General features: G+C 57.2%; 19 protein-coding genes. 9 read left to right on the top strand and 10 right to left on the bottom strand.

Features of this window, described 5'->3' with window-relative positions; genetic code table 11:
- Positions 1-21: 21 nt before the first annotated feature.
- From SMD27_RS07400 to SMD27_RS07380, 5 genes are all read right to left on the bottom strand, one after another.
- A complete protein-coding gene (locus tag SMD27_RS07400; protein WP_320507730.1) occupies positions 22-408 on the bottom strand; it encodes a response regulator in 387 nt (128 codons plus the stop codon).
- 179 nt (positions 409-587) lie between these two features.
- Entirely contained in the window at positions 588-1448 is an 861-nt protein-coding gene (locus tag SMD27_RS07395; RefSeq protein ID WP_320507729.1) for a MotE family protein, read from the bottom strand.
- Positions 1445-2008 (bottom strand): DUF6468 domain-containing protein, encoded by a 564-nt coding sequence (locus SMD27_RS07390; RefSeq protein WP_320507728.1) that lies wholly within the window; start codon positions 2006-2008, stop codon positions 1445-1447. The genes SMD27_RS07395 and SMD27_RS07390 overlap by 4 nt, the downstream gene beginning before the upstream one ends.
- Before the next feature lie 31 nt (positions 2009-2039).
- The gene (gene fliM, locus SMD27_RS07385) at positions 2040-3098 is read right to left on the bottom strand and encodes a flagellar motor switch protein FliM (RefSeq protein WP_320507727.1); all 1059 of its coding nucleotides are present in this window, start codon (positions 3096-3098) and stop codon (positions 2040-2042) included.
- 73 nt (positions 3099-3171) lie between these two features.
- Complete coding sequence (locus SMD27_RS07380; protein WP_320507726.1) at positions 3172-3696, bottom strand: flagellar basal body-associated FliL family protein; 525 nt, start codon at positions 3694-3696, stop codon at positions 3172-3174.
- Between the two features lie 366 nt (positions 3697-4062).
- On the opposite strand from SMD27_RS07380, the gene flgF reads away from it, so the two are divergent.
- Genes flgF through flgH form a run of 4 tightly spaced genes read left to right on the top strand, consistent with a single transcriptional unit; the run spans position 4063 to position 7587 of the window.
- On the top strand, positions 4063-4863 hold the full coding sequence (gene flgF / locus SMD27_RS07375; protein WP_320507725.1) for a flagellar basal-body rod protein FlgF: 801 nt from the start codon (positions 4063-4065) through the stop codon (positions 4861-4863).
- Between the two features lie 40 nt (positions 4864-4903).
- Entirely contained in the window at positions 4904-5692 is a 789-nt protein-coding gene (flgG, locus tag SMD27_RS07370; RefSeq protein ID WP_320507724.1) for a flagellar basal-body rod protein FlgG, read from the top strand.
- A 34-nt stretch (positions 5693-5726) separates the two neighbouring features.
- A complete protein-coding gene (gene flgA, locus SMD27_RS07365; RefSeq protein WP_320507723.1) occupies positions 5727-6797 on the top strand; it encodes a flagellar basal body P-ring formation chaperone FlgA in 1071 nt (356 codons plus the stop codon).
- A 10-nt stretch (positions 6798-6807) separates the two neighbouring features.
- Positions 6808-7587, top strand: coding sequence for a flagellar basal body L-ring protein FlgH (gene flgH, locus SMD27_RS07360; RefSeq protein ID WP_320507722.1), 780 nt, complete (start codon positions 6808-6810; stop codon positions 7585-7587).
- A 134-nt stretch (positions 7588-7721) separates the two neighbouring features.
- On the opposite strand, the gene SMD27_RS07355 is transcribed toward flgH, so the two are convergent.
- On the bottom strand, positions 7722-9197 hold the full coding sequence (locus tag SMD27_RS07355; protein ID WP_320507721.1) for an AMP nucleosidase: 1476 nt from the start codon (positions 9195-9197) through the stop codon (positions 7722-7724).
- Positions 9198-9326: 129 nt separating this feature from the next.
- On the opposite strand from SMD27_RS07355, the gene SMD27_RS07350 reads away from it, so the two are divergent.
- Positions 9327-9881, top strand: a complete 555-nt coding sequence (locus SMD27_RS07350; RefSeq protein ID WP_320507720.1) for a nucleotidyltransferase family protein — start codon at positions 9327-9329, stop codon at positions 9879-9881.
- Positions 9882-9957: 76 nt separating this feature from the next.
- On the opposite strand, the gene SMD27_RS07345 is transcribed toward SMD27_RS07350, so the two are convergent.
- The 4 genes from SMD27_RS07345 to asnB all read right to left on the bottom strand — a co-directional run bounded on the left by SMD27_RS07345 (position 9958) and on the right by asnB (position 15276).
- The gene (locus SMD27_RS07345; RefSeq protein WP_320507719.1) at positions 9958-10731 is read right to left on the bottom strand and encodes a ferredoxin--NADP reductase; all 774 of its coding nucleotides are present in this window, start codon (positions 10729-10731) and stop codon (positions 9958-9960) included.
- Positions 10732-11048: 317 nt separating this feature from the next.
- Positions 11049-11777, bottom strand: coding sequence for a hypothetical protein (locus SMD27_RS07340; RefSeq protein ID WP_320507718.1), 729 nt, complete (start codon positions 11775-11777; stop codon positions 11049-11051).
- 53 nt (positions 11778-11830) lie between these two features.
- Positions 11831-13537, bottom strand: a complete 1707-nt coding sequence (locus SMD27_RS07335; RefSeq protein ID WP_320507717.1) for an SAM-dependent methyltransferase — start codon at positions 13535-13537, stop codon at positions 11831-11833.
- On the bottom strand, positions 13537-15276 hold the full coding sequence (gene asnB / locus SMD27_RS07330; RefSeq protein WP_320508640.1) for an asparagine synthase (glutamine-hydrolyzing): 1740 nt from the start codon (positions 15274-15276) through the stop codon (positions 13537-13539). Before asnB ends, SMD27_RS07335 begins: the two co-directional genes overlap by 1 nt.
- Here asnB and SMD27_RS07325 point away from each other — a divergent pair.
- The 4 genes from SMD27_RS07325 (at position 15184) to SMD27_RS07310 (ending at position 22242) form a co-directional block, all read left to right on the top strand.
- Complete coding sequence (locus tag SMD27_RS07325) at positions 15184-15483, top strand: hypothetical protein (RefSeq protein ID WP_320508677.1); 300 nt, start codon at positions 15184-15186, stop codon at positions 15481-15483. The two genes, asnB and SMD27_RS07325, sit on opposite strands and share 93 nt — an antisense overlap.
- Before the next feature lie 136 nt (positions 15484-15619).
- A complete protein-coding gene (locus SMD27_RS07320) occupies positions 15620-17926 on the top strand; it encodes a flagellar hook-basal body complex protein (RefSeq protein WP_320507716.1) in 2307 nt (768 codons plus the stop codon).
- A 28-nt stretch (positions 17927-17954) separates the two neighbouring features.
- Positions 17955-19670, top strand: coding sequence for a flagellar hook-associated protein FlgK (locus tag SMD27_RS07315; protein WP_320507715.1), 1716 nt, complete (start codon positions 17955-17957; stop codon positions 19668-19670).
- Between the two features lie 25 nt (positions 19671-19695).
- A complete protein-coding gene (locus SMD27_RS07310) occupies positions 19696-22242 on the top strand; it encodes a flagellin hook IN motif-containing protein (protein ID WP_320507714.1) in 2547 nt (848 codons plus the stop codon).
- Positions 22243-22248 lie beyond the last annotated feature (6 nt).

Here is a 22248-nt window from a genome sequence, read left to right as displayed (position 1 = left end):
ACTCTCCCAATTTAAGAGGCCCTAGAATTGGCCGAGTACCGAAGACAGCTTGGTTTTCAGCGTGGCCGCATTGAATGGCTTGACGATATAGTTATTGACGCCGGCTTCCTTAGCCGCGACCACGTTTTCCGTCTTGCTTTCGGCCGTGATCATGATGAAGGGCATTCCCTTCAACTTGGAATCGGCACGCACTTCACGCAGCAACTGGATGCCCGTCATCGGCTCCATATTCCAGTCGGAGATGACGAGGCCATAATCCTTGTCGCGCAGCTTCTGCAACGCCATGCTGCCGTCGGTGGCTTCGTCGACATTGTTGAAGCCGAGCTGCTTCAGCAGGTTGCGGATGATGCGCAACATCGTCTTGTAATCGTCGACGATCAAAATATTCATATTCATGTCTACGGACATTGCGGTAACCTCTTTCTCTCCCGCCGCAGCCGTCCGCTCCGAGGTCTCTCCCCCGTGGTCAGATCGGCGCGCCCTATGCCAGAGTAGTTAAGCTGAAAAATGGTTAAACTGGCGTAAATACGTTACTTTATTTGGACATTTCGGTACTGACCCGACCGGCAATCTGCACCTTGCCGTGTTCACTGAGGGATCGGCAATTGCCGACGCTGCGTCAATTCATAGGTCAGTTCCTTGGCTCTGGTCGGGCTGACCAGCGCCAGAATCGGTGCAACCTTCCGCTCCTTCATCCGGCTCACCACATCGAGGAGCACATCCATGTCCATTTCTTCGAAAACCTGCGCCGCCGCTTGCGGCTTCATGTTCTCGTAGATCTTCACCAAGCTCGCCAGCTGCTGTTCATCGGCCGCGTCCCGCTTCTTCAGCAATTCTTCGACCGTCGTCTGCAAAGCACGCAGCTCGGCCATCTTCTGTTCCATCCGCTGCTCGGCTGCCTTGACGAGCGCCTCACGCTCATCCAATTGACGGGCGCGTTGATCCAGTTCCTGTCGCCGCTTGGCCAATTGCTGCAGCACGTCGACTTCTTCATCGGTGTAGTTGAAAGGGTCCCGCGCAATCTTACGCTTGGCTTCCGCAGCCAGCAGATCCGTCATTTGGCCATCGGCACCGGGCTGCGGCGATCCCTGTTGCCTTGCCCCCTCCTGCGCTGCCGCCGCATTTGGCTGCGGCTGTATCTGTGCGGTCTGCGTTGGCGCCTGGCCGGCTTGCGCGGCATTTGCGGGCGGTGACGACGGCTGTTGCGACGGTGGTTGCGCCTGCTGTTGATTGGCTGGCTGGTTGCCCGCTTGTTGGGTTGCCGGCTGCGCCTGGGCTTGCGATTCCTTACCGATCGAAATAGCAATGCCGTTCCACAGATGGCTGACTTTCACGCTTATTGTTGCCAAGAGGGCAACCATGACCAGCGGCATCAGACGCAACCGCGGACTGCGCGGTTTTCCGCCCTTGCCGGATTTGGCGACCGGCTTCGCAGCGAAGCTTGTCATCGGATACCCACCAAGGAAGAAAGGACAGATTTCCGAGATGCCTTCTTCGCTTCATCGGCCGCGACTTCTACCGCGCTCTTCGTCGGCGACAAATCGATTGGCGCGGGCTCCACGGCCTCGGTACCGGTGCCATTTCCTAGATTGACCAACGGTTCCCGCCGCAGCGCGCCGCCGGGATCGGATACCGCTTTCTGAGCCGCAAGCGACTGGTTTGCCACACGACTTTGCGCCACCGCCTCTTCCAAGCGGTCGCTCGCCATTTCCGCACGATCGATCAACAGCTTCAAATCGGCACCGGCACGCTGTAAATCATCTAAAGCCGCGCCAGCCGTTTCGGTGCGCTGCTGCAGATCTCGGCCTCGCGTCTCCGCCATCACCCGCAATTGCTGCAAGCTTTGATCGGCCTGGCCGGTGGCTTGCCGAAATTCCGCAATCAGTTTTTCGAAAGCGTCGCGTCCTTGACGCAGTTCCGCCAGTTTGCGGTTGAACCGGTAGACTGCCGCCAGCGTGACTACCAGCAGCAAGATAAGAATGCCGTCGCTAATCAGCGAGATGGCCATATGACTTTCTCCGCTCACGCCGTCCGTGGCATCATTTCATCAGACGGTCTTGAATCTTCACGGCGATATGGCCGCCGCGGCGCCCCATATGCCCTCTGAAAAGCTGCACTTCACCGCAACGCAGTTCCACCATCGACTGTGGCGTGCATTCGAGGTCCAGCTTGGTACCCGGTTTCCATTCCAAAACATTGCCCAGCGAGGTCGAAAACTCGTCAAGTACGGCACTGATCTGGACATCGGTCTGCCACAATTCGCCGGACAGGTGGGTTTCCCAGATCGAGTCGCGGCCGAATTTTTCACCCATGAACATCTGCAAGAGCAGTTCGCGCACCGGTTCCAACGTGGCATATGGCAGCAGCAATTCCATGCGCCCGCCGCGATCTTCCATATCGACGCGCAGCCGCGCCAAAACGGCAGCATTCGCTGGCCGAGCAATGGCGGCGAAGCGCGGATTGGTTTCCAGCCGCTCGAAGCGGAAGGTGACCGGCGACAACGGATCGAAGGTGGATGTCAAGTCGTTGAGAACGACATTGATCAAACGTTCGACGAGATTGCGCTCGATCGTCGTATAAGGTCGTCCTTCAATCCGCATCGCTGCAGTACCGCGGCGGCCGCCTAGCAGCACGTCGACGATCGAATAGGTCAGCGAGCTATCGACCATGAGCAAGCCGAAATTGTCCCATTCCTCGGCCTTGAAGACGCCAAGCATGGCCGGCAGCGGAATGGAGTTCAGATAGTCGCCGAACCGGATCGCGGTGATGTTGTCCAGCGAGACTTCGACGTTGTCGGAGGTGAAGTTACGCAGCGAGGTGGAAAGCATGCGGACCAAACGGTCGAACACGATTTCCAGCATCGGCAGGCGTTCATAGGAAACCAGGGCGCTATTGAGAATCGCCTGGATGCCCGATGGCCGCTCCTTGCCGCCATCACCACCACCGGCAATACCCAGCAGGCTGTCGATCTCGTCCTGGTCAAGCACGCGATTCGACACTGGACCGGAAGCGTCGTCGTCCCCGCCTTCATTCGCCATGGCTTCCCAGGCTGCGGCTGCGGCTCTTTCTTCTTCGCTCAGATCTTCATCATCGATCATCGACGTCGTCACTCTTGCGCCAATCTTTGCATCTCGTTCCCGGACAACGACGATTGTCCGGCATCGTCAGCTACTACTGGACCTGCACCGTCTTGAACAGAACATCCTTGATCTTCACCGGTTTCCCGGCCATCCGCGCCCGCATCAGCAATTCTTCGCGTAGACGCTGAAGCCCCTCGGATCCCTGAAGATCGTCCACCCTTACGCCGCGCAGATAGACCTGGAACTGGTCGATGATGCGCGGCACCACCTCTTCCAGCTTCTTCTGGTCATCCGCACTTCCCAGCTCCAGGGAGATCTTCAGTTTCAGGTAATTGGGCTTGGGACCGCTACTGGCGAGATTGACCAACATCTCATCCATCTCGATGAATGTCGGTGGAGCGCCGTCGTTTTCGGCCGCATCATCGGCAGGTTCCGTATTCGCTTGATCGCTTGCCGCGATCTTGGCTTTGTCATCGTGCGGGAACAGTAAGAACCAGGCCGCGACACCACCGCCCCCTAGCAGCAGCAGAGGCAGGATAATGAACAAGACAAGCTTCTTGCCGCTAAGCTTCTTACGAGCAACACCATTGCCGACGACGTCTTCGGTCACTGCCATTCTAAAACCCTACTTCCCCAACCCGACGGCCCAAGCATTCGCCGCCATGTGACGACCGACCTTATTTAGCGGCGGGATGGTTAACATCTGGTGAAACCAAGGGAAACTGTCCGCTGCTACAGAGGTGCCAGTCGTCCCACCGGCGATTCAACCTAGGTCGCGCGGGTAAATTGCGGGTAAAGACATCCATCATCTCGGCAATTTCTGCCACCGCCCAAGCGGTCCATTCCTCGCCCTCTTTTGCCGCCCGGCGCAGCCTTCAGAAACTAACTCCATGAAAACAAAACAATAAAGCCTGGCACGCTCCATGCATGTAGCTGGCACAAGGGCAAAGACCCGAACAAAGATGCCAAGAAGGGCGCTGTCATGGAAACACCGACTTATATCGCTTTGTCGCGCCAAATGGTGCTGCAGCGGCAGATGGATGTGGTGGCAAACAATCTGGCGAATGCCAACACTCCCGGCTTCAAGACCGAGGAACTGGTATCGTCGGAATACAAAATCAAAGCCGGACGGCCGTTGAAGCTGTCTTATGTGCAGGATTTCGCCACCGCCCGCGATTTTCGCGACGGCCCGCTGAAACCGACGGGCAACGACCTTGATCTGGCCATCCAGGGCGACGGCTTCTTCGTGGTGCAGACCCCTCAGGGGAACCGTTATACCCGCATGGGCCGTTTCCAGCTTGATGCGGACGGCCAGATCGTTACCAGCCAAGGCTATCCCGTGCTGGCCGGCGGTGCGCCAATCGTCATCAACCCTGATGACGGGCCGATCAACGTCGCCGAGGACGGATCGATCTCCACCGATCGGGCGCGTGACGGCACCCAGCAGCAGGTCGTCGGCCGGCTCGATATCGTGAGCTTTGCCGACAGGAACGCCATGGTACCGGAAGGCGAGAACCTGTTCAGCGCGGCAAACCAGGCGGCCCGGCCGGTCAATACAGACCTCGGCACCGCCAATGTTGGTCTGCCGGTCGACGGAACCGCGACCCCCGGCAGCTCGACCAAGATCATGCGCGGCATGTTGGAAGACTCCAACGTCACGACGATCACCGAAATGACCAACATGATCCAGGTCACGCGCAACTACCAATCGACCCAGAACTTCCTCGATACCGAGCACCAGCGATTGATGAAAGCCATCGATCAGATCAGTACGAGCTCTTGAGCTTCGGACCGCAGCAAAGAGATCGTTCAGGAGAAAACAGATGAGATCCCTGACCACCGCCGCGACTGGTATGCTGGCACAGCAGCTCAACGTGGAAGTCATTTCGAACAACATCGCCAACGCCTCGACGACCGGCTTCAAGCGTCAGCGCGCCGAATTCGCCGATCTGCTCTATCAGGATCAGCGCCGTGTCGGCACGCAGTCGTCCGACAGCGGCACGATCGTGCCGGCCGGCATCCAGATCGGTATCGGCGTAAAACCGGTTTCGGTCTATCGAATCAATGAGCAGGGCAATCTGCAGCCGACCGACGATCCGCTCTCAATTGCGATCAAGGGACGCGGCTATTTGCAGGTCACCATGCCCGATGGCACCACCGCCTATACTCGAGATGGCCAGCTGAAGGTGGACGATACCGGTCAGCTGACGACCGCAGATGGCTTCCCCATCGTTCCGGGCATCACCATTCCCGCCGACGCCACCGGCATCAGCTTCAATGCCGACGGCCAAGTGGAAGTGACCATTCCGGGACAGGTGAATGCCCAGCTTCTCGGTCAGGTCCAGTTGGCGAACTTTATCAATCCCGCGGGCCTGGATGCAGTCGGCGACAACCTGCTGGTGGAAACCCAGGCCAGCGGCGCACCGATAACCGGCAATCCGGGCGATGTCGGCTTCGGCAATATTCAGCAGAACTTCCTCGAAACCTCCAACGTCAACATGGTCTCCGAGATGACGGACCTCATCACTGCGCAGCGCAACTACGAGATGAACTCGAAAGTCGTGCAAGCGTCCGACGACATGATGAGCACCGTCGTCAATATGAGATCGTAACGAAGCCGTAAGCCGGATAAGAGGAAACTGACAGATGCGTCCCTCCCCCTTCACCTGCAAATTCGCCATCGCGCCGATCGGCTTGGCTTTCGGCTTTCTTTTCACTGCCGCCGCCAGCCAGGCCGACAGCGCCGCAACAATGTGGCCCGATCCAGCATCGGCCGACGCGCCGACGCAGATCGCTTACCAGAATGCCGATGCAGACATTGATTCCACCGGGCCGCTGCAAATGAAGCAGAATGTCGTCGTCGATGCACCGGTTATCCGCCTTGGCGATCTCTTCAATCAGCCGGTCAGCGGCGGTGACACGCCGGTCGCACCGGCGCCGAAGCCGGGTCAAACGATTTCGCTGGATTACCGCTTTTTGAATCAGCTCGCCCGCGCCTATCGCCTGGATGTCAGCCAGACCCAGAAATTCGACCGTATTCTGGTGGCGCGCAAAGCGCAGTTGATCAAAGCCGATACCGTCACCGCGGCTGTCGCCGAGGCTATCCAACAGCGGACGCAGCACTCCGCCAACCTGGACATCGCCTTCGACAGCGGCCAGTTGCAGTTCACCTTGCCAACGAATGTCGAAGCCACGGTCGGCGTTCAGGGGTTGAATTTCGACCCCTCCACCAACCGCTTCGTTGCTGTTCTCGTGGTGCCGGCCAATGGACCGACCCTCATCAGCCAGCAGGTCATCGGCACGGTCTATGAAAAGATGGAAGTGCCGGTGTTAAACCGTCTGGTGAGCGCCGGTGACACGATCCAGGCGAATGACATCGACTGGGTGTCAACCCGCATCGACCAAATTTATCCGAGCAGCTTGACGGATGCGCAGCAGATGATCGGTCGGGTCGCCAAGCGACCGCTGCCGGCTGGCCAATTGGTTCGCGCCAACGATGTCATCAATCAACCTGCCGTGCGTAAGAACAGCCTGATCACGATCGCCGTCCAAACTGCGCAAATGAGCCTGACGGTACGGGGTAAGGCCCTGGAGGATGGTGCGATCGGCCAATCGATCCGCGTCATGAATGTCAACAGCCACAAGCAATTGGTGGGGGTCGTCAAGGATGCCGCCACCGTGATCATTCCCTCCACTGGCCTCATGGCAATGAACTGAGGAACCGGCTATGTATTCCTTTCCGCGCAATACCAAGAGCATGACCAAGACCGCCCTGCTCGCCACCGGCCTCAGCCTCGTGACTCTGCTCAGCGGCTGCGGCAATGTGGTCGATCGGGTTTCCCGCATCGGCGAAGAGCCGCCCATGGCCGACATTCAGAACCCGACGGCGCAGCCTGGCTATAAACCGGTCAGCCTGCCCATGCCGGCGCCGACCTCGGATTCCCGGCAACCCGCATCGCTGTGGCGCCAGGGCAGTCGCGCCTTCTTTAAAGACCAGCGGGCTGGCCGGGTCGGCGACATTTTGACCGTGGTCATCGAAATCAAAGATCAGGCTCGTTTGAACAACGCGACGACGACCGCCCGCGACGGCAGCAATAGCGCCGATTTACCGAACTTCCTCGGCTACGAAACCTTGTTGCACAAGGTCCTTCCGGACGCCGTCAATCCGAATGCTCTTGTCCAGGCCGATAGCGGTTCGAACACCAGCGGCACCGGTACGATCAATCGGACAGAAGATATTCAGTTGCGTATCGCCGCGCTCGTCACCCAGGTCCTGCCGAACGGCAATTTCGTTCTGCAGGGTTCGCAGCAGGTTCGGGTCAATTATGAAATGCGCGATCTGCGCGTCACCGGCGTAATCCGCCCCGAAGACATCAGCTCGCTCAATGAGGTGAGCTACGACAAGATTGCTGAAGCGCGTATCTCCTATGGCGGCAAAGGCACGTCCAGCGACCTTCAGCAGCCGCGTTACGGCCAGCAGCTCTACGACGTCCTGTTCCCCTTCTGAGGCAGGTCTCTCGACAGTTCTATTTTCTCTTTCTTCAGTTCCTGACAGCGCCGCCTAGCGGTGCACTTTGCCCTCCGTTTCAGTACGGGAGGGCTTTTCTTTTCAACGACAGCCAGTTCGGTCTCCATCCGGTTTTACCGGAAAGGCGGCTCGTCGAAGCTGCGCAATTTGCGTGAATGCAAAGATTCGCGTTGCCCACGCAACAGGTCCAGGGTCGCCAAGCCGATCTGCAGATGCTCGCCCACAGCTCGCTCATAGAATGCATTGGCCGATCCTGGCAGCTTGATTTCCCCGTGCAAGGGCTTGTCGGAAACACAAAGCAGCGTTCCATAGGGAACACGCAGCCGATACCCTTGTGCGGCAATGGTGCCGGATTCCATATCGACGGCAATGGCGCGCGACAGGTTGATCCGCCGTCTTTCCTGCTGCCAGCGCAGCTCCCAATTGCGGTCATCATTCGTCATAACCGTGCCGGTCCGCAACCGGCGCTTCAGCGCTTCACCCCGATCGCCGGTAACGGAGGCCGCAGCTTCCTGCAACGCGACCTGGACTTCGGCCAAGGCCGGGATGGGAATATCGGGCGGCACCGCGGCATCGAGGATGCAGTCCTGCCGCAGATATCCATGTGCCAAAACATAATCGCCAATCGTCTGTGACTGACGCAACCCGCCGCAATGCCCGATCATCAGCCAACAATGCGGTCGGAGGACGGCAAGATGATCAGTGATATTCTTGGCATTCGCCGGCCCGACCCCAATATTCACCAGTGTCACGCCATGGCCGTCCTCAGCGATCAAGTGATAGGCCGGCATCTGGAAGCGATGCCAGGCAATGTTCATGGCCCGGGCGATGGCCTCTTCCTCGGAAGTGCCCCGTTCGATTATCACATTTTCCGGCAAGACCAGACGTGTAAATCGACCATTTCCCTGCAATTGAGCAAGTGCCCAACGGACGAACTGATCGACATAACGGTGATAATTGGTCAGCAAAATCCAGGGCTGCACGGCACGCCAATCGGTGCCAATGTAATGGGTCAAACGCTTCAACGAAAAATCCACCCGGACCGCGTCGAACAAAGCGAGCGGCCGGGGCATCCCGGGCTGGTCCTCCCATAATCCATCGGCGATCTCATCACCAACGGCCGCGAGAAGCGGAACCGGAAAGAAGCGCGCAAGCTCCGGAGCCGTGACGCCACGACCCGACAGCTCATCGCCATGATCAACAACATAGGGATAAGGAATATCCTGCGCGCTGGGCCCCACCTCGATAGTGGCCTCAAAATCCTGCACCAGGAGACGCAGTTGCTCGAGAAGGTAGCCGCGGAAATGATCGGGCTGGGTGATTGTCGTGCTATAGACACCGGGTCCCTGAAACTTCGCATAAGCACGGGCCGAAGCCGGCATGACGCCTTCCGGCCGGTAGGTCAGCCGTAATTCCGGATAACGAAACCGGGCGAGTTCCGCCGTACTCGGCGCCTGACCGTCGACAAGATACCGCTCCAACGCATCCCGAAGCGCCGTCGTCGCGGCAACATGCATTTCCTTCAATCTGTCGACGGCTTCCTCCGGATCGCGAACCCGCTGGAAGCCCGTATGCTTTTCGACGCGCATGTCATCGTCCTATTTCTGATTAGGCCATGTTAGCGCACAGCCTCGGATTGCGATATCATATTGATGGAAATCAATCGCGCCGAAGCACCTTCCCTTGCATCATATCGCTGATCACTGCACTCTCGGCTGATGGATCTGATCTCCGCCGCACTCGCCAATTCCATTAATGGCAAAATTCTGCAGCGTTTGCCCTTTCTGGGGCTGGACCAGGCCAGCCTCGTTGCCGGCTGTATTTGGCAGCCTTATCTGAACCAGCGTAGCGGCCGGCCGCCAACAGACCAGATTAATGATTACGATATCTTCTATTTCGACACGGATCTGTCTTTCGAGGCAGAAGACCGGGTCATCAAGCGAGCGGCGCACCTGTTCCAGGATATTGACGGCATTCTTGAGATTCGCAATCAGGCTCGCATCCATCTTTGGTATCCGGAACGCTTCGGTTGCCCCTGCCCGCCCATGTCGTCTGTCAGCGACGCAATTGCCCGGTTTCCGGTGCTTGGCACCTGTCTTGGCCTCTCCGCAGCAGGAGACGGCAGTCTCCACGTGATTGCGCCTTACGGCCTGAGTGATCTTGAGGCCGGTCTCTTACGGGCTAATCCGGCCTGCGTCGATCCAACGGCTTTCGAGCGGAAAGCCCAAAGCTATCATGATCGGTGGCCCTGGTTGCAGATCGTTGATAGCTAAGCCTGACCAACTCCCAGGCACAAACGACAATGCCCGGAACAAGTCCGGGCATTGCACGAATACAAATCAGATCGGCTTACTGTTCGACGAAAGCCTTCTCGATGACATAGTGAGCCGGCTGCGCATGGCTGCCTTCGATGAAGCCGCGCTTATCGAAAATGGCGCGCATATCCTTCAGCATCGCCGGGCTGCCGCAGAGCATCAGGCGGTCATGCTCGATGCTCATTTCCGGCAAGTCGATATCGTCGAACAATTTACCGCTCTCGATCAGGTCGGTCAGGCGGCCTCTGTTCCGGAATGGCTCACGCGTCACGGTCGGATAATAAATCAGCTTATCGCGCACACCCTCGCCGAAAAATTCGTTATTCGGCAGTTCCTTGGTGATGATGTCCTGGTAGGCCAATTCGGCCACGCCGCGGCAGCCGTGAACCAGAATGACCTTTTCATAGAGATCATAGACCTCGGGGTCCTTGATCAAGCTCATGAACGGCGCCAATCCCGTGCCGGTCGCAAGCAAATAGAGATATTTGCCCGGCAGCAGATTGGACGTCAGCAGTGTACCTGTCGGCTTGCGTCCAACCAGGATCTTGTCACCGACTTTCAAGTGCTGAAGGCGCGAGGTGAGCGGACCGTCCTGCACCTTGATCGAAAAGAATTCGAGATTCTCTTCATAATTGGCGCTCGCCATGCTGTAGGCGCGCAGCAGCGGCTTACCGTTGACTTCAAGCCCGATCATCGTGAATTGCCCATTCTGAAAACGGAATGACGGATCACGCGTCGCCTTGAACGTAAACAAGGAGTCGGTCCAGTGATGGACATCCAAAATAGTTTCTTGATTCAGATTGCTCATGATCTCGTTAGCTCGATAGACAGATGGCGGCATTACCATGCCGCGCTGCGGGGTCACGACTTCGATGCAATATAAGCGCTCGTCAGATCGCCACAAGAGAGCGTCTAGCGCAGAAATAACGCCATTCAAATGGAAAATTCAAGTGTTTTTATAATCTTTTTGTGTGAAATTGCGCCTTCGAAGTGTGAAATAAGTGGATAAAGAAGTTATCTATATCAACGAGATGCATATTTCATGAGTGACAGGCATGCCCGCAACTCCGTGCCGCGGCCACGGAGCGGCCAATAGTCGCATCACCCCTCGATCTTGCTCCAAGCTCACGCCTGTTTGGGAATCATCGTCAAATACTTAGTTTGCACCGGCCATCCCGCGTCCCGTTCGACCATTTTCTGAGCAATGACGATGAGAGACGCGCGTTCCGGCGCCTTGTCGAAGCGCTGAACCGTCGGCAAGGTGAAGACGTTAGGGGCAAGAGAGGGACCATTGAAACCGTGTATCGCCGCGGCCAACCGATGGCCGCCTTGGCTGTAGAAATCATGATAGAAGGTCGGGCTAAAAGAATAGAAACCGTGATTGAACATATTCAGCGGATTCACATGCACGATATAACCGCCCACTTTGGTCATCGCCAGGATGTTCTTCAAGACCTGCGGCACATTGAAACAGTGTTCCATCGTACCGCCATCGAACACGATCTCATATTGTCCGACCAGTTCGGACGGGATTTGTTCGTTGAGATCGACGACGATTTCCGAGCCTCGCGTCGCAACAATATCGAGGCAATCCATATGAATGCCGCGGCTCGCCAGTAGTCCTATCGTATCATAAACACAGTTCATCTGCCCGGTCAGACCGTGCAAGGAAAGGATACGGTCGAGGTCCGGGCGCCGCGCGGCGCTAGCTAACACGTCCGCTCCGAAAAAACCGACTAATCGCTCATGTGTAACGAGGAGATCCGGATAACCGAGAGACGCTACACGCTTTTCACCGGCAAATTGATTGGCGACCTTTAACAAGGCATCCAGCACTGCAACATTCATCGCCATTACGGTCTTTCCCTGCGCTTTTCAGATATCATCTAGGCTTGCGCCTCAGATAATCACGCCGCTGCCTTTTTGATGAAAGCCAACTCGCGATAGAAGTGTATGAATTCTATGTCGCTCTGCCGCCAATCCATCTGTTTCAAGCAGTCGTCGATCATGGCGGTGAAATGATGCCGGTTGAACCGCTCTTCCGGAATATCGAACGGCAGCAGCGAACGATATGCTGGATTATGCGTGCATTTCAGGTCTTCGATCACATAGATGCCGCTTGGCTTCAAATTCGGCCAATTCAGCCGAAAGGTATCCACGATATCCCTGCTGACATGGGAGCCGTCGTCAATGATGATATCAAATTGCCCGTCGATCGCCTTCTTCGAAGCGTCGGCGATATAGATCGATATGTTCGGGTATCTTTTGCACAGCTGCTTACATTCTTCCCTGATATCGACACCCGTGACCTGGGCGTTGACAAAATACTTCGACCACATTTTCAAGGACGATCCACAGGCGACGCCGATTTCCATCAAGGAGACTCCCGGCCTCTGTCGCAAAGGGGAGAAGTAGGTCTCATAATGCCGGGTGTAATGATGCTTGATCGTTCCCTTATCCGTCTTGAAGTGATCGGCGATCTCGGTTAGCGAAGCCTGGGCATAGTTGATCACTGCCGGCGGCTCATAATCAGCGGGTGTCGTTGTATCTAGTGAATAGATACGGTCGGCCAACGAGGTCGGCACTTGTGCCGTCGGCCGAACCGACTGGTCACGGACGGTGGTATCGGCAATCGACTGAGACAGCGACAATTTTTCCAGCGCCCGATGACGTTGCTGCTGGTATTCCGCGATTGCATCCAGGAGAACCTTGCGCCGGCCCTTTAAATGCAGAACAACTTTCGAGTCCAGCTCGTGTTTCTGGTAGTTCTGCCCGCCTTCCATCGAAAAGTTGAAGGTGTCGCAAGCATAATATGTGATGCGTGCGCCTTGTAGATTAGCTTGATCCAGCTCGCTCGGCAGGCCGAGCGGGCATGCCAAAGCATTCAGCGACAGTTGTCCGCCACGCCAGCGTTTGATATCGCCATAGTAATCCCGAATGATAGGATGCCGGCATAAGCAATCATAGGTGCCAAGATAGAAACGGAAGAAGTTACCGACTCCCGTCTTATTTGCCGGATTGGCAAAAAGCACACCCTCATTGATCGGCATCAAGCCGGCTTGATGCCGATAGGTTACGGCGACATCGAAATTCGCCTTAAAAACTCTGTCAACGCGATCGTTCAGAAAAGCGTCGCCATCAAGAAAAACGGTGGGCACCGTAAAAAGCGCCGAACGAACGTAAGCATACATGGCGACGACACGTTGATACATAGGGCTGGCCGTATCCAGCGGCAACCGGACCGTCACCAGGGCTGGATGGGCGAAGTTACGGCCGAATTGATCATCGGTCACGAGTATGACGCGAGCACCCGGTTGTGCCGCAAGTCCAGCCTTGATGCAATGTTCGACGATGCGGTTATAATCGAACTTGCTGTGGTCGATCGTCACGTCGCGGTAGTTGATAGCGCTGGCTGACGCTGGTACTTCGGCATGAAAGACAAATATATTCACGGAGGCCGCGTTGCTCAGTGCACCTGCCGCCTGATTGAAGATCGCCTCGAAGGCAGTTGTTTTCTGCAGGCTATCGGCAGCCGGCTGATCAGACAGCTGCAACCGAGCGATCTGCAAAATTGCGTCGAGATCCAGCTTCTGTGGCGCAATTGGATTTATCATTAGAGCTTCACCGGAAAGGATTCCATCCATTGGCCGAGGACGATTGTCGCCCAGATACTGTTGATGTTCTGACCCGATTTCTGCATCAGGCTCTCGACAAGCTCGCGGCGCTCAGAGAAAAAGCGCGTGCCAAGAATGCGCTCTCGAGTGACATCCAGTTCGGCCGCCGTCTTTTCCTTGTTATTGATGAAGACGCTTGCAGGCATACCGAAGCCTCGCTTTGGCAAAGACACGATGTCACTGGGCAGATATTTGCCGAGAATTTGCCGTAACGTCAGCTTCGCAAATTTGTCGTTATGGCAATAGGCGCCGCTCAACCTGCTCGACAATTGCATGACCTGCGGCTCAAGAAATGGCGTCCGGACTTCTAATCCCCAACGCATGCTCATGCGGTCGACTTTAGGCAGGACGGCGCCCGGCAGATAAGTCGCGAAATCCAGTTGCCGCAGTCCGTTAACAACATCACGGCCGGGATGCTGGAAGATCGGAATGAAGCTTTCGAGCAGCGACGCAATCGACCGCCAGCCGTTCGGCAATATCTCACTGGTCGCAGCGATTCCGAAGACGGCCAGAAAACGATCGAAATAGGCGCCTATCGTTGCGCGGGGGTTTTCCCAACAGGGTTCTTTCATCGCCTGGGGGACACCGCGATAGCGACCATATCCGCAGAACAATTCATCCCCGCCATCGCCGGAGATCGCCACGGTGACAGATTCGCGGGTAAATTTGGACAGCAGGTAAGTCGGAACACACGAACGGTCGCCATTCGGCTCATCCATGAACTTGCCAATCTGGCTGCCGATAGCGTCGAAATCTGACGCGGAAAAAACATACTGACTGTGCTGCGTCCCAAGGCATTGCGAAATCCGCAGGGCCACTTGATGTTCACTCTCCGCATCGTTTTCAAAGCCGATGGTGAAAGTGCGGGGACTATGTCCCAGCCTCTTGGTAATCAACGCGCAGGCGAGAGAGGAATCGATGCCAGCCGACAGAAAGACGCCCAGGGGCACATCGCTAACCAGCCGACGCTTCAAGGAAGCGATCAGCGCATTCTCGACTTCACTCGCGTATTTCTCGAAGTGAGCTTGGCTTGGATTATAGTTTGGCTGCAATTCAAAGGCAAAATACCGGCGCTCCACATATGAGCCGTCGGCCTCGACCTTCAATAAATGCCCCGGGATCAGCTTGCTGATGCCCGCAAGGATCGTCGCTGGCGCCGGGACATATCGGAACAGCAAATAAGCCGCCAGTGCCCCTTCCGACATGCGGTGATCCACACCGGGGACGGCGGTAAGTGCCTGTAGCTCAGACGCGAAGGCGAAAACATTCCCCGCCTGCATATAATAAAGGGGCTTTTCGCCAGCGCGGTCGCGCGCCAGGAGCAAGCTGCGTTGCTGCCTGTCGTATATCGCGACGGCAAACATACCGTCTGCCATTTCGAAAATGCGCTCGCCATGGGCGATGTAACCTAGCAACAGGACTTCCGTATCGCTTTTCGTGAAGAAGCGATGTCCCTCTTGCTCAAGCTCCCGACGAATGTCCTGATAGTTATAGAGCTCGCCGTTGAACGTTACGACATAGCGACCGCTGGCATCGCTCATTGGCTGACGGCCCGCTTCGGAGAGGTCAATGATACTGAGCCGGCGATGGGCAAGATGACACAAATTTGCCGGATCGGACCACAGGCCTTGCATATCCGGTCCGCGATGAGCAACCAGTTGGCCCATCGCGCCGGTGATTTTCGCCGCCTCATCGGCAGGCAGCCGTCCGTCGATATTAAGCAGTCCAGCGATCCCGCACATCCAATACTCCCCATGCCTCTCGGATTTCCTCAGCAAGAACTAGGCCATAATCGTCAATTAACCATGAATTTCGGTTTTGCCGCAGAATTGGCATACCTTGCCGGGGACGTGCCGGATGCTAGGAAATTATGGAGCGACAGCTAAGTGCTTAGCCAAACTTGCGACGACGAAGTCGACGATAACCAATTGAAATAAATGAAAAAGGTTACAGAACACTACTTGGCCCGCGAATTGCTTGATAAGTCGCCGACAACGACTCATTTCAGCGCGCGAGGCAAATATGAGCATTCTTGGAGCGATGTTTACGGCGGTCAGCGGGCTCAATGCCCAATCCCGCGCGATGGGCGCCATCTCCGATAACATCGCCAACTCCCAGACCGTCGGCTACAAGAAGGTCGGCACCCGGTTCGAATCCCTCATCACCGTCTCGAACGCCAATAACCATCAGCCGGGCGGCGTGGTGGCAAGTCCCTACTACGCGAACGGCCTGCAGGGAAATATCAGCACCTCGGATGTCACCACCAACCTGGCGCTCAGCGGCAACGGCTTTTTCGTGGTGAGCCGGCCGACCGGCCAGACGGCTGATCAGACGACCTTCAGCAATTTGCCCTATTACACCCGCGCCGGCGATTTCGAGGTCAATCGCGACGGCTATATGGTCAATGGCAGCGGCTACTATCTGAATGCCTGGTCGGTCGATCCGAAAACAGGTGCGGCTGACGCAGCCTCGCTGCAACCGATTAAGATCACCCAGGTCATCGACGAGCCGACCCCGACCAGCTCGATGGATTTCGTCGGCAACCTGCCCGCCGATTCTGAGGTCAATCCGACCCCGCCTCTAGCGCCGAATAACATCACCATTTATGACAACCTCGGCAATCCGCATACAGTTTCGCTCGTCTGGCAGAAACGTGCGGATAATATGTGGAAGCTGGATATCCAGGCGCCCGATAGCACGCTCGATCCAGTCGGTGGCACGATCACCGGCTTGGACGACCAGGCCATGTCGACGCCGACAACCGTGACCCCCAATGTGCCGCCGGTCGCACAGGTCGATACATTGACCATCCCGGCCATGGCGCAGGGCGATACGTTCACCTACACGATCGGCTCCAACCCGATCACCATCACAGCCCCGGTCGGCGGGTACACCAGCGCCCAGGCGGCCGCCGCGATCGTATCGCGGATCAATTCAGACCCTGGCCTTTCCGCGCTCGTTACAGCCGGCAATATCGGCACGGTCGGTGGCACCGCGCAGGTCAACACCGTGACACTGCCGAACCTGAATAACGGTGATTCCGTCAGCCTCTCCGTGAATGGCAACACCATCACCTACACGAATACTTCCGGCGCGGTGGAAACGCCGGCACAGGTCGCGGCCGGCTTGCAGGCGCTGGTTGCGGGCAGCACCGCGGTTTCCAATATCGTGACGGGCGCCGTGGTGGGTAATGACCTCACATTGACCGCGAATACTGCGGGCCTCGCCTTCAGCGGCACGGTGACCGGTAGCGGTACTGGCGCCGCCTCGACCATTGCGATCACAACGGCAAATGTTCCCGGCAACGGCACGCTTAACATCACGTCCGATGCGCCGGGAACGCCCTTCACCGCCTCGATTGGCGGCACGGGCGGTGGCGCTGCCGCCACGGTCAGCACCACGACACCGAATGTCACCCCCGTCGCGCAGGTCGATTCCATTACCTTGAGCGGCACCGTCGGCAGCATGGAAGTCGGCGATACTTGGTCGGTGACGGTCGGCACCAACAAGATCACCTATATCAGCACTGGCCTCGAAACATCACTGGCGGATGTCGCCAATGGTTTAGCCGATCTTATCAATGCCAATCCGTCCATCGGCGTCGACGCCTCGGTTTCCGGCGGTGTTCTTAATTTGACGGCCCGCAAGGCCGGCGCCGGCTTCACCTCTGCCGCCAGCGCGGCAAACGGCAACGTGCCGGGCTTCATCGATGTCCAGTTCGGCGTCACGCCAGAAACCGCGGGCAAACTGACGCAGATCACCAATGCCTACAATCTCGGCGGCAATGCCCAGATTCCGGCGAGCCAGAACGCCGACGATCCCGCCACCATCAATTTCCAGGTCGATTACGGCACGGGCCCGCAAACCATTACCCTCAATCTCGGCAAATTCCAGAATTCGGTCGGTGGCCTGACGCAGTTCGAGGGCGATGATATTAACCTGCAGCGCTTCGTCCAGGACGGCGTGCCCCAAGGCCTTCTGAAGGATGTGAACATTCGCGATAACGGCGATGTCGCCATCACCTACGACAACGGCAACACCAAGGTCTATTACCGGGTTCCCGTTGCTCAGTTCTACGACACGACAGCCCTGCAACGTGAAGATGGCCAGGCCTTCGTCGAAACCTTCGATAGCGGCGCGCCGCGTCTCTCCGAAGCGGGTGAAAACGGTGCCGGCACCATCCGTGGCAGCTCGACGGAAGATTCCAACGTCGATATCGCCGAAGAATTTTCCAAGATGATCGTGACGCAGCGGTCCTATTCCGCCAACACCCGCATCATCACCACGGCCGACGAAATGCTTCAGGACATCCTGGCGATCAAGCGCTAAGGCATCATAGGTCGGTGGGAGAGTAAAGATGTCGCTAACCGGTGCCTTGAATTCCGCGGTCGCTTCACTGAGGCTCAATCAGTCGGCGCTGCAACTGCTGTCGTCCAATGTGGCACATTCGGACGACCCCAACTATACCAAGCGGTCGATCATCCGGCAGAGCCTGTACAACGGCCCCGATCAAGTCGGCGGTGTTGGGATCGCCGGTTATGCAAACGCGGTCAACGCCTCCCTGCGCAAGCAATACGAAGGGTTGACGGCAAAGGACGGCATGTCCGGTACGCAGGCGGACTATCTTTCCCGCGTGCAGGACCTGCTCGGCAGCAGCACCGATTCCGCTGGCCTGACGACATTGTTTACCGATTTCGTCAAAGCCTGGCAGACTTTCCAATCCGAGCCGGACAGCTCTGCCGCTCAAAGCGAGGTGATCAGCAAGGGGAACCAGTTCGCCCAGGAGATCAATCGCCTGGCCGATGGCATCGATCAGCTCGATCGCGACGTCGCGACGGACACCGATAACAGCGTCAAGCAATTCAACGACCTCCTGGATCAGGTCTATGCCGTCAATGTTAAGCTGAAAGCGTCGGATCCCAACGATCCCGGACATGGCGATCTGATCGACCAGCGGGATCAGTTGGTCCGGCAGGTGGCGCAATATGCGGATGTCCGCACCGTCGAGCGCGACAATGGCTCGATCGCGCTCTTCACGACCGGTGGCCTGTCGTTGGTCGACGGCCCGCCGCAAAAATTCAGCTATAACGGAACGAATATCATCTCGGTCGAATCCGGCCAGCCGATCGACGGTCAATTGCGCGACGGCAAGTTGAAAGCGTTGCTGAATTTCCGCGCAGATAATAGCGCCAAGAACCAGGCACCCAGCGCCGATCCGGCGAGCGAAGTGATTCGTAAGCTGAAGTCGCAGCTCGATGGGCTTGTCTCCGCCTTTACCTCGGTGACCGGGAACCCATCGACCTTTGCCGCGACGTATAACAATGCCACCCAGTCGCAGCGCATTCAGGCGTCCTTCAACACGACGGTTCAGGCTACTGCTGCCACAAGCCAATCAACGACGGTCACGTTCTCCGGCAGCATCCAATCCGGCGATGTCTTCACCATCAATGTGAACGGCAAGTCGTTCAGCTATACCGCCACGGAATCAGATACCAGCCTCGACCAAATTGCGGCGCAGCTCACCAATAAGATCAATGCCGACCCGACAGTGGGCGTTACCGCCACCAACGGCGTCGGCTCGCTCATGCTGTCGGCCCCCGGGAACAACCAGTCTTTTGAGGTCCAGACCTCGGTCAATGGCCAAGTGCCGGAATTGAGCGGCAGTTTCTTCACCGGAACGGATCGCTACTCATTCTCCGTCAATGCTTCGCTGCTCGACGGCACGCAGCAGTTGAAGCGTAATGCAGCCTCCGATGTTGTTGGTGCGTTCAACAATTCCGACCGTAATTTCATGGCAGCCGGCCTCTCGGCCACCAACGTCTCCTATTCGGACATCGTCGGCAATGTGATCGGTACTGCCAGTTCAAACGCGAAGACGGTCGGCGATCAGGCCAAATACAATTCTGACACACTCTCGATGACGGGGCAGCGCTACCAGGCAGATGTCGGGGTGAATCTCGACGAGGAAATCGCGAATTTACAGGTTCTGCAGAACGCCTACGCAGCCTCCGCTCGTTTGCTGACCGTCATTCAGAATATGTTCGACACCCTGGACCAAGCGGTTTCGCGCTGATAGCGGCGTGATTTAGGAGCACGATATGTCCATCAACGCTTATAGCAGCTATGCCTCTTATCTGAGCAATCTTGGCGGCATCCAGCGTACTCAGTCCAATCTGAATACGCTGCTTGAGCAGTTGAACACGGAGAAAAAGTCAACCGACCTTACGTTCTACGGGGCGGATAGTACCCGGCTGCTTGACCTGCGGGCCGATATTTCCAAGCGCCAGGGATATATGCAAACGATCGACGGTGCCCAGACCGACGTCAAAGCCTATGATGCTGCCTTCACCAGTCTGGAAGATTTGGCATCTAAGTTGATGGATGCCTTCACGGCGCCGGAATCGGACCCGCCGACATTGCAGCAGCATCAGGTCACCCTGAAAGGTGATATCGGCGATGCTGGCGACGTGTATAAGGTGACCGTCGATGGCGTTGTCTTCAGCTATGTCACGACGGGTCTCGAGGGCAACCTCGATGAGATCGCCGGCAACCTGACCGCCCAGATCAATGCCCACCAGCCGCCTTTACAAGCCACCGCGGCATCCACTGGCGGGGTCATTACCATCACGGGCAATCAACCCGGCCCGCTCTTCGACGTCTCAGCCAGCATGACGGATGTCAATGGCGGCAAAACCAATTCCATCTCGGCTGTTCTGACCCAGCAGGGCAAGGTTTCGCCCATCGTCGCCCAGGTTAACAACGCCCTCAGCCAGGTCATGGCGCTGTTGAATGAACGGGTCAATGACCGCTATCTGTTCGGCGGTTTGAACATTAACAATCTGATACCGGTGGTCGATCTTTCGCGATTGCCGGATCCGACGGGCAGCAAGAACGCGATTTCCGACGCGACGACCCAGCAGCTTGCGCCGGGGACGATTGTTCAGGAAACGCGGATCACCGCCGATTATCTCGGCACTAATCAGACGGAGACCATTACGGTGAACGGTACGCCGCTCACCTTTACCGGCCCGCTGACCCAGCAGCAATTGGCCAGTCAACTTGCGACGGCCATTACCGGCAATCCGGCGATCACCGGCGTTACCGTGCAGGATGTAGATGGCCAAGGCCTGACGATCAAATCGACAACGCCCGGCACGGGTTTCTCGGTATCGATCACCGGCACCGATCCGACGCCTTCAACCTCGAAGACCGTTCAGGCAAATGTCCCGCTTGGCGCGAACCAAGTGGACAAAATTTCCCTGTCCGGCCCGGTTGGCGTTATCGGCGAGACTTATAGCGTCACCATCATGGATCCGCCCAACAACACCGCGCCGGTCACGATCAGCTACCGGACCACGGGCAACGAAAAGGATCTGAACGAGATCGCCGCCAAGCTGGTCGACCAGATCAACACGCATCAGCCGCCCTTCAGTGTTTCCGTGACCAATACCGGCAGCGGTACGCTGCAGCTCAGCTCGGCGACTGCCTTCACGTCCCATGCAGGCATCGGCGAAAGCGCCAAGGTGGCGACCACGCAGCGTACCGTCGTGCCTGTTGCGCAGCAGGAAGAGGTCAGCTTCCCCGGACCGTTCGGCGAAGCGGGCGATCAATATTCCATCAGCTTCACGGCACCGGTCGGCGGACCATTCACGGTCACGACGAGCACTTTCGATACTGAAGGATCGGTCGCGCAGCAAATGGCTGACCAGATCAATGCTGCCGGGCTTGGCGTGACGGCGGTTATTCGCAACGGTCATCTGTCGGTCACATCCGATACGCCGGGCGTTCCCTTTACCATGACCTCTGCCTTGACGATCGATGCCGGCCCGACCACGACGGCGGCGCCGGTCCAGACACAGACGATCGCTAATATCGCGCCCGGTCCCCTGTCCCAGGTCGATGAAGTTGCGTTAAGTGGACCGGTGGGCCGCAAAGGCGACGTCTACGAGTTGACAGTGAATGGCCGGACCATCCGTTATACCACCGATGGCACCGAGCAAGACATGGATGCCATTGCCATTCATCTGACGGCTCTCGCCAATTCGCAAACACCGCCCTTCCCGGCATCGGCCGTCGCCGGTCCGACCGGCAGTGGCAAGCTGATCCTGACCGGCACGACACCGGGCGTGGAGCTGAAGACCGAAGTGAAGGTCGCCAATCCGATGCCCGTCAGCAATCCGGCATCGCCGGATTACAGCACCTATCAGGAGCCAACAGATTCCAGTTTGGCTTGGCAGCGCGGAACCCTCACCATCGCCGACAATACCAACCTGAAATACACCTTCAGCGCCAACGACCCGGCAATGCAGAGACTTGTCATGGCCCTTCGCTATGCCCAGTCCGCCGTTGCTGATCCGGCCAATTATCAGTCCAAGATGGATGTCGCCAGGCAGCTGGCACAGGATTCGCTTACCGGAATTAGAGCTCTTCATAGCGACAATACGGTGAATGATACGGTCATGTCCGCAGCCACTCTGGCCCATAAGACCTCGATCAACGTATTCAGCAATTCGACGGAAAAGATCGAGGGAATCGATCAAAACGAAGTGGCGGCTAAGATCCAGGCAGCCCAACTTCAGCTGCAGACCTCCTTCGCTGCCTTTGCCTCAACCGCGAGATTGTCGCTGGTCAACTTCATTGCCTGATGGACT

The organism is Dongia soli, from assembly GCF_034044715.1.
Lineage (GTDB): Bacteria > Pseudomonadota > Alphaproteobacteria > Dongiales > Dongiaceae > Dongia_B > Dongia_B soli.
This window is presented reverse-complemented; position numbering and strand designations above follow the sequence as displayed.

What these genes read in the sequence shown, in the direction of transcription:
- SMD27_RS07400 (WP_320507730.1), bottom strand. Translation starts at nt 408, where the DNA reads ATGTCCGTAGACATGAATATGAATATTTTGATCGTCGACGATTACAAG.
- SMD27_RS07395 (WP_320507729.1), bottom strand. Translation starts at nt 1,448, where the DNA reads ATGACAAGCTTCGCTGCGAAGCCGGTCGCCAAATCCGGCAAGGGCGGA.
- SMD27_RS07390 (WP_320507728.1), bottom strand. Translation starts at nt 2,008, where the DNA reads ATGGCCATCTCGCTGATTAGCGACGGCATTCTTATCTTGCTGCTGGTA.
- fliM (WP_320507727.1), bottom strand. Translation starts at nt 3,098, where the DNA reads ATGATCGATGATGAAGATCTGAGCGAAGAAGAAAGAGCCGCAGCCGCA.
- SMD27_RS07380 (WP_320507726.1), bottom strand. Translation starts at nt 3,696, where the DNA reads ATGGCAGTGACCGAAGACGTCGTCGGCAATGGTGTTGCTCGTAAGAAG.
- flgF (WP_320507725.1), top strand. Translation starts at nt 4,063, where the DNA reads ATGGAAACACCGACTTATATCGCTTTGTCGCGCCAAATGGTGCTGCAG.
- flgG (WP_320507724.1), top strand. Translation starts at nt 4,904, where the DNA reads ATGAGATCCCTGACCACCGCCGCGACTGGTATGCTGGCACAGCAGCTC.
- flgA (WP_320507723.1), top strand. Translation starts at nt 5,727, where the DNA reads ATGCGTCCCTCCCCCTTCACCTGCAAATTCGCCATCGCGCCGATCGGC.
- flgH (WP_320507722.1), top strand. Translation starts at nt 6,808, where the DNA reads ATGTATTCCTTTCCGCGCAATACCAAGAGCATGACCAAGACCGCCCTG.
- SMD27_RS07355 (WP_320507721.1), bottom strand. Translation starts at nt 9,197, where the DNA reads ATGCGCGTCGAAAAGCATACGGGCTTCCAGCGGGTTCGCGATCCGGAG.
- SMD27_RS07350 (WP_320507720.1), top strand. Translation starts at nt 9,327, where the DNA reads ATGGATCTGATCTCCGCCGCACTCGCCAATTCCATTAATGGCAAAATT.
- SMD27_RS07345 (WP_320507719.1), bottom strand. Translation starts at nt 10,731, where the DNA reads ATGAGCAATCTGAATCAAGAAACTATTTTGGATGTCCATCACTGGACC.
- SMD27_RS07340 (WP_320507718.1), bottom strand. Translation starts at nt 11,777, where the DNA reads ATGGCGATGAATGTTGCAGTGCTGGATGCCTTGTTAAAGGTCGCCAAT.
- SMD27_RS07335 (WP_320507717.1), bottom strand. Translation starts at nt 13,537, where the DNA reads ATGATAAATCCAATTGCGCCACAGAAGCTGGATCTCGACGCAATTTTG.
- SMD27_RS07325 (WP_320508677.1), top strand. Translation starts at nt 15,184, where the DNA reads ATGGGCAAGATGACACAAATTTGCCGGATCGGACCACAGGCCTTGCAT.
- SMD27_RS07320 (WP_320507716.1), top strand. Translation starts at nt 15,620, where the DNA reads ATGAGCATTCTTGGAGCGATGTTTACGGCGGTCAGCGGGCTCAATGCC.
- SMD27_RS07315 (WP_320507715.1), top strand. Translation starts at nt 17,955, where the DNA reads ATGTCGCTAACCGGTGCCTTGAATTCCGCGGTCGCTTCACTGAGGCTC.
- SMD27_RS07310 (WP_320507714.1), top strand. Translation starts at nt 19,696, where the DNA reads ATGTCCATCAACGCTTATAGCAGCTATGCCTCTTATCTGAGCAATCTT.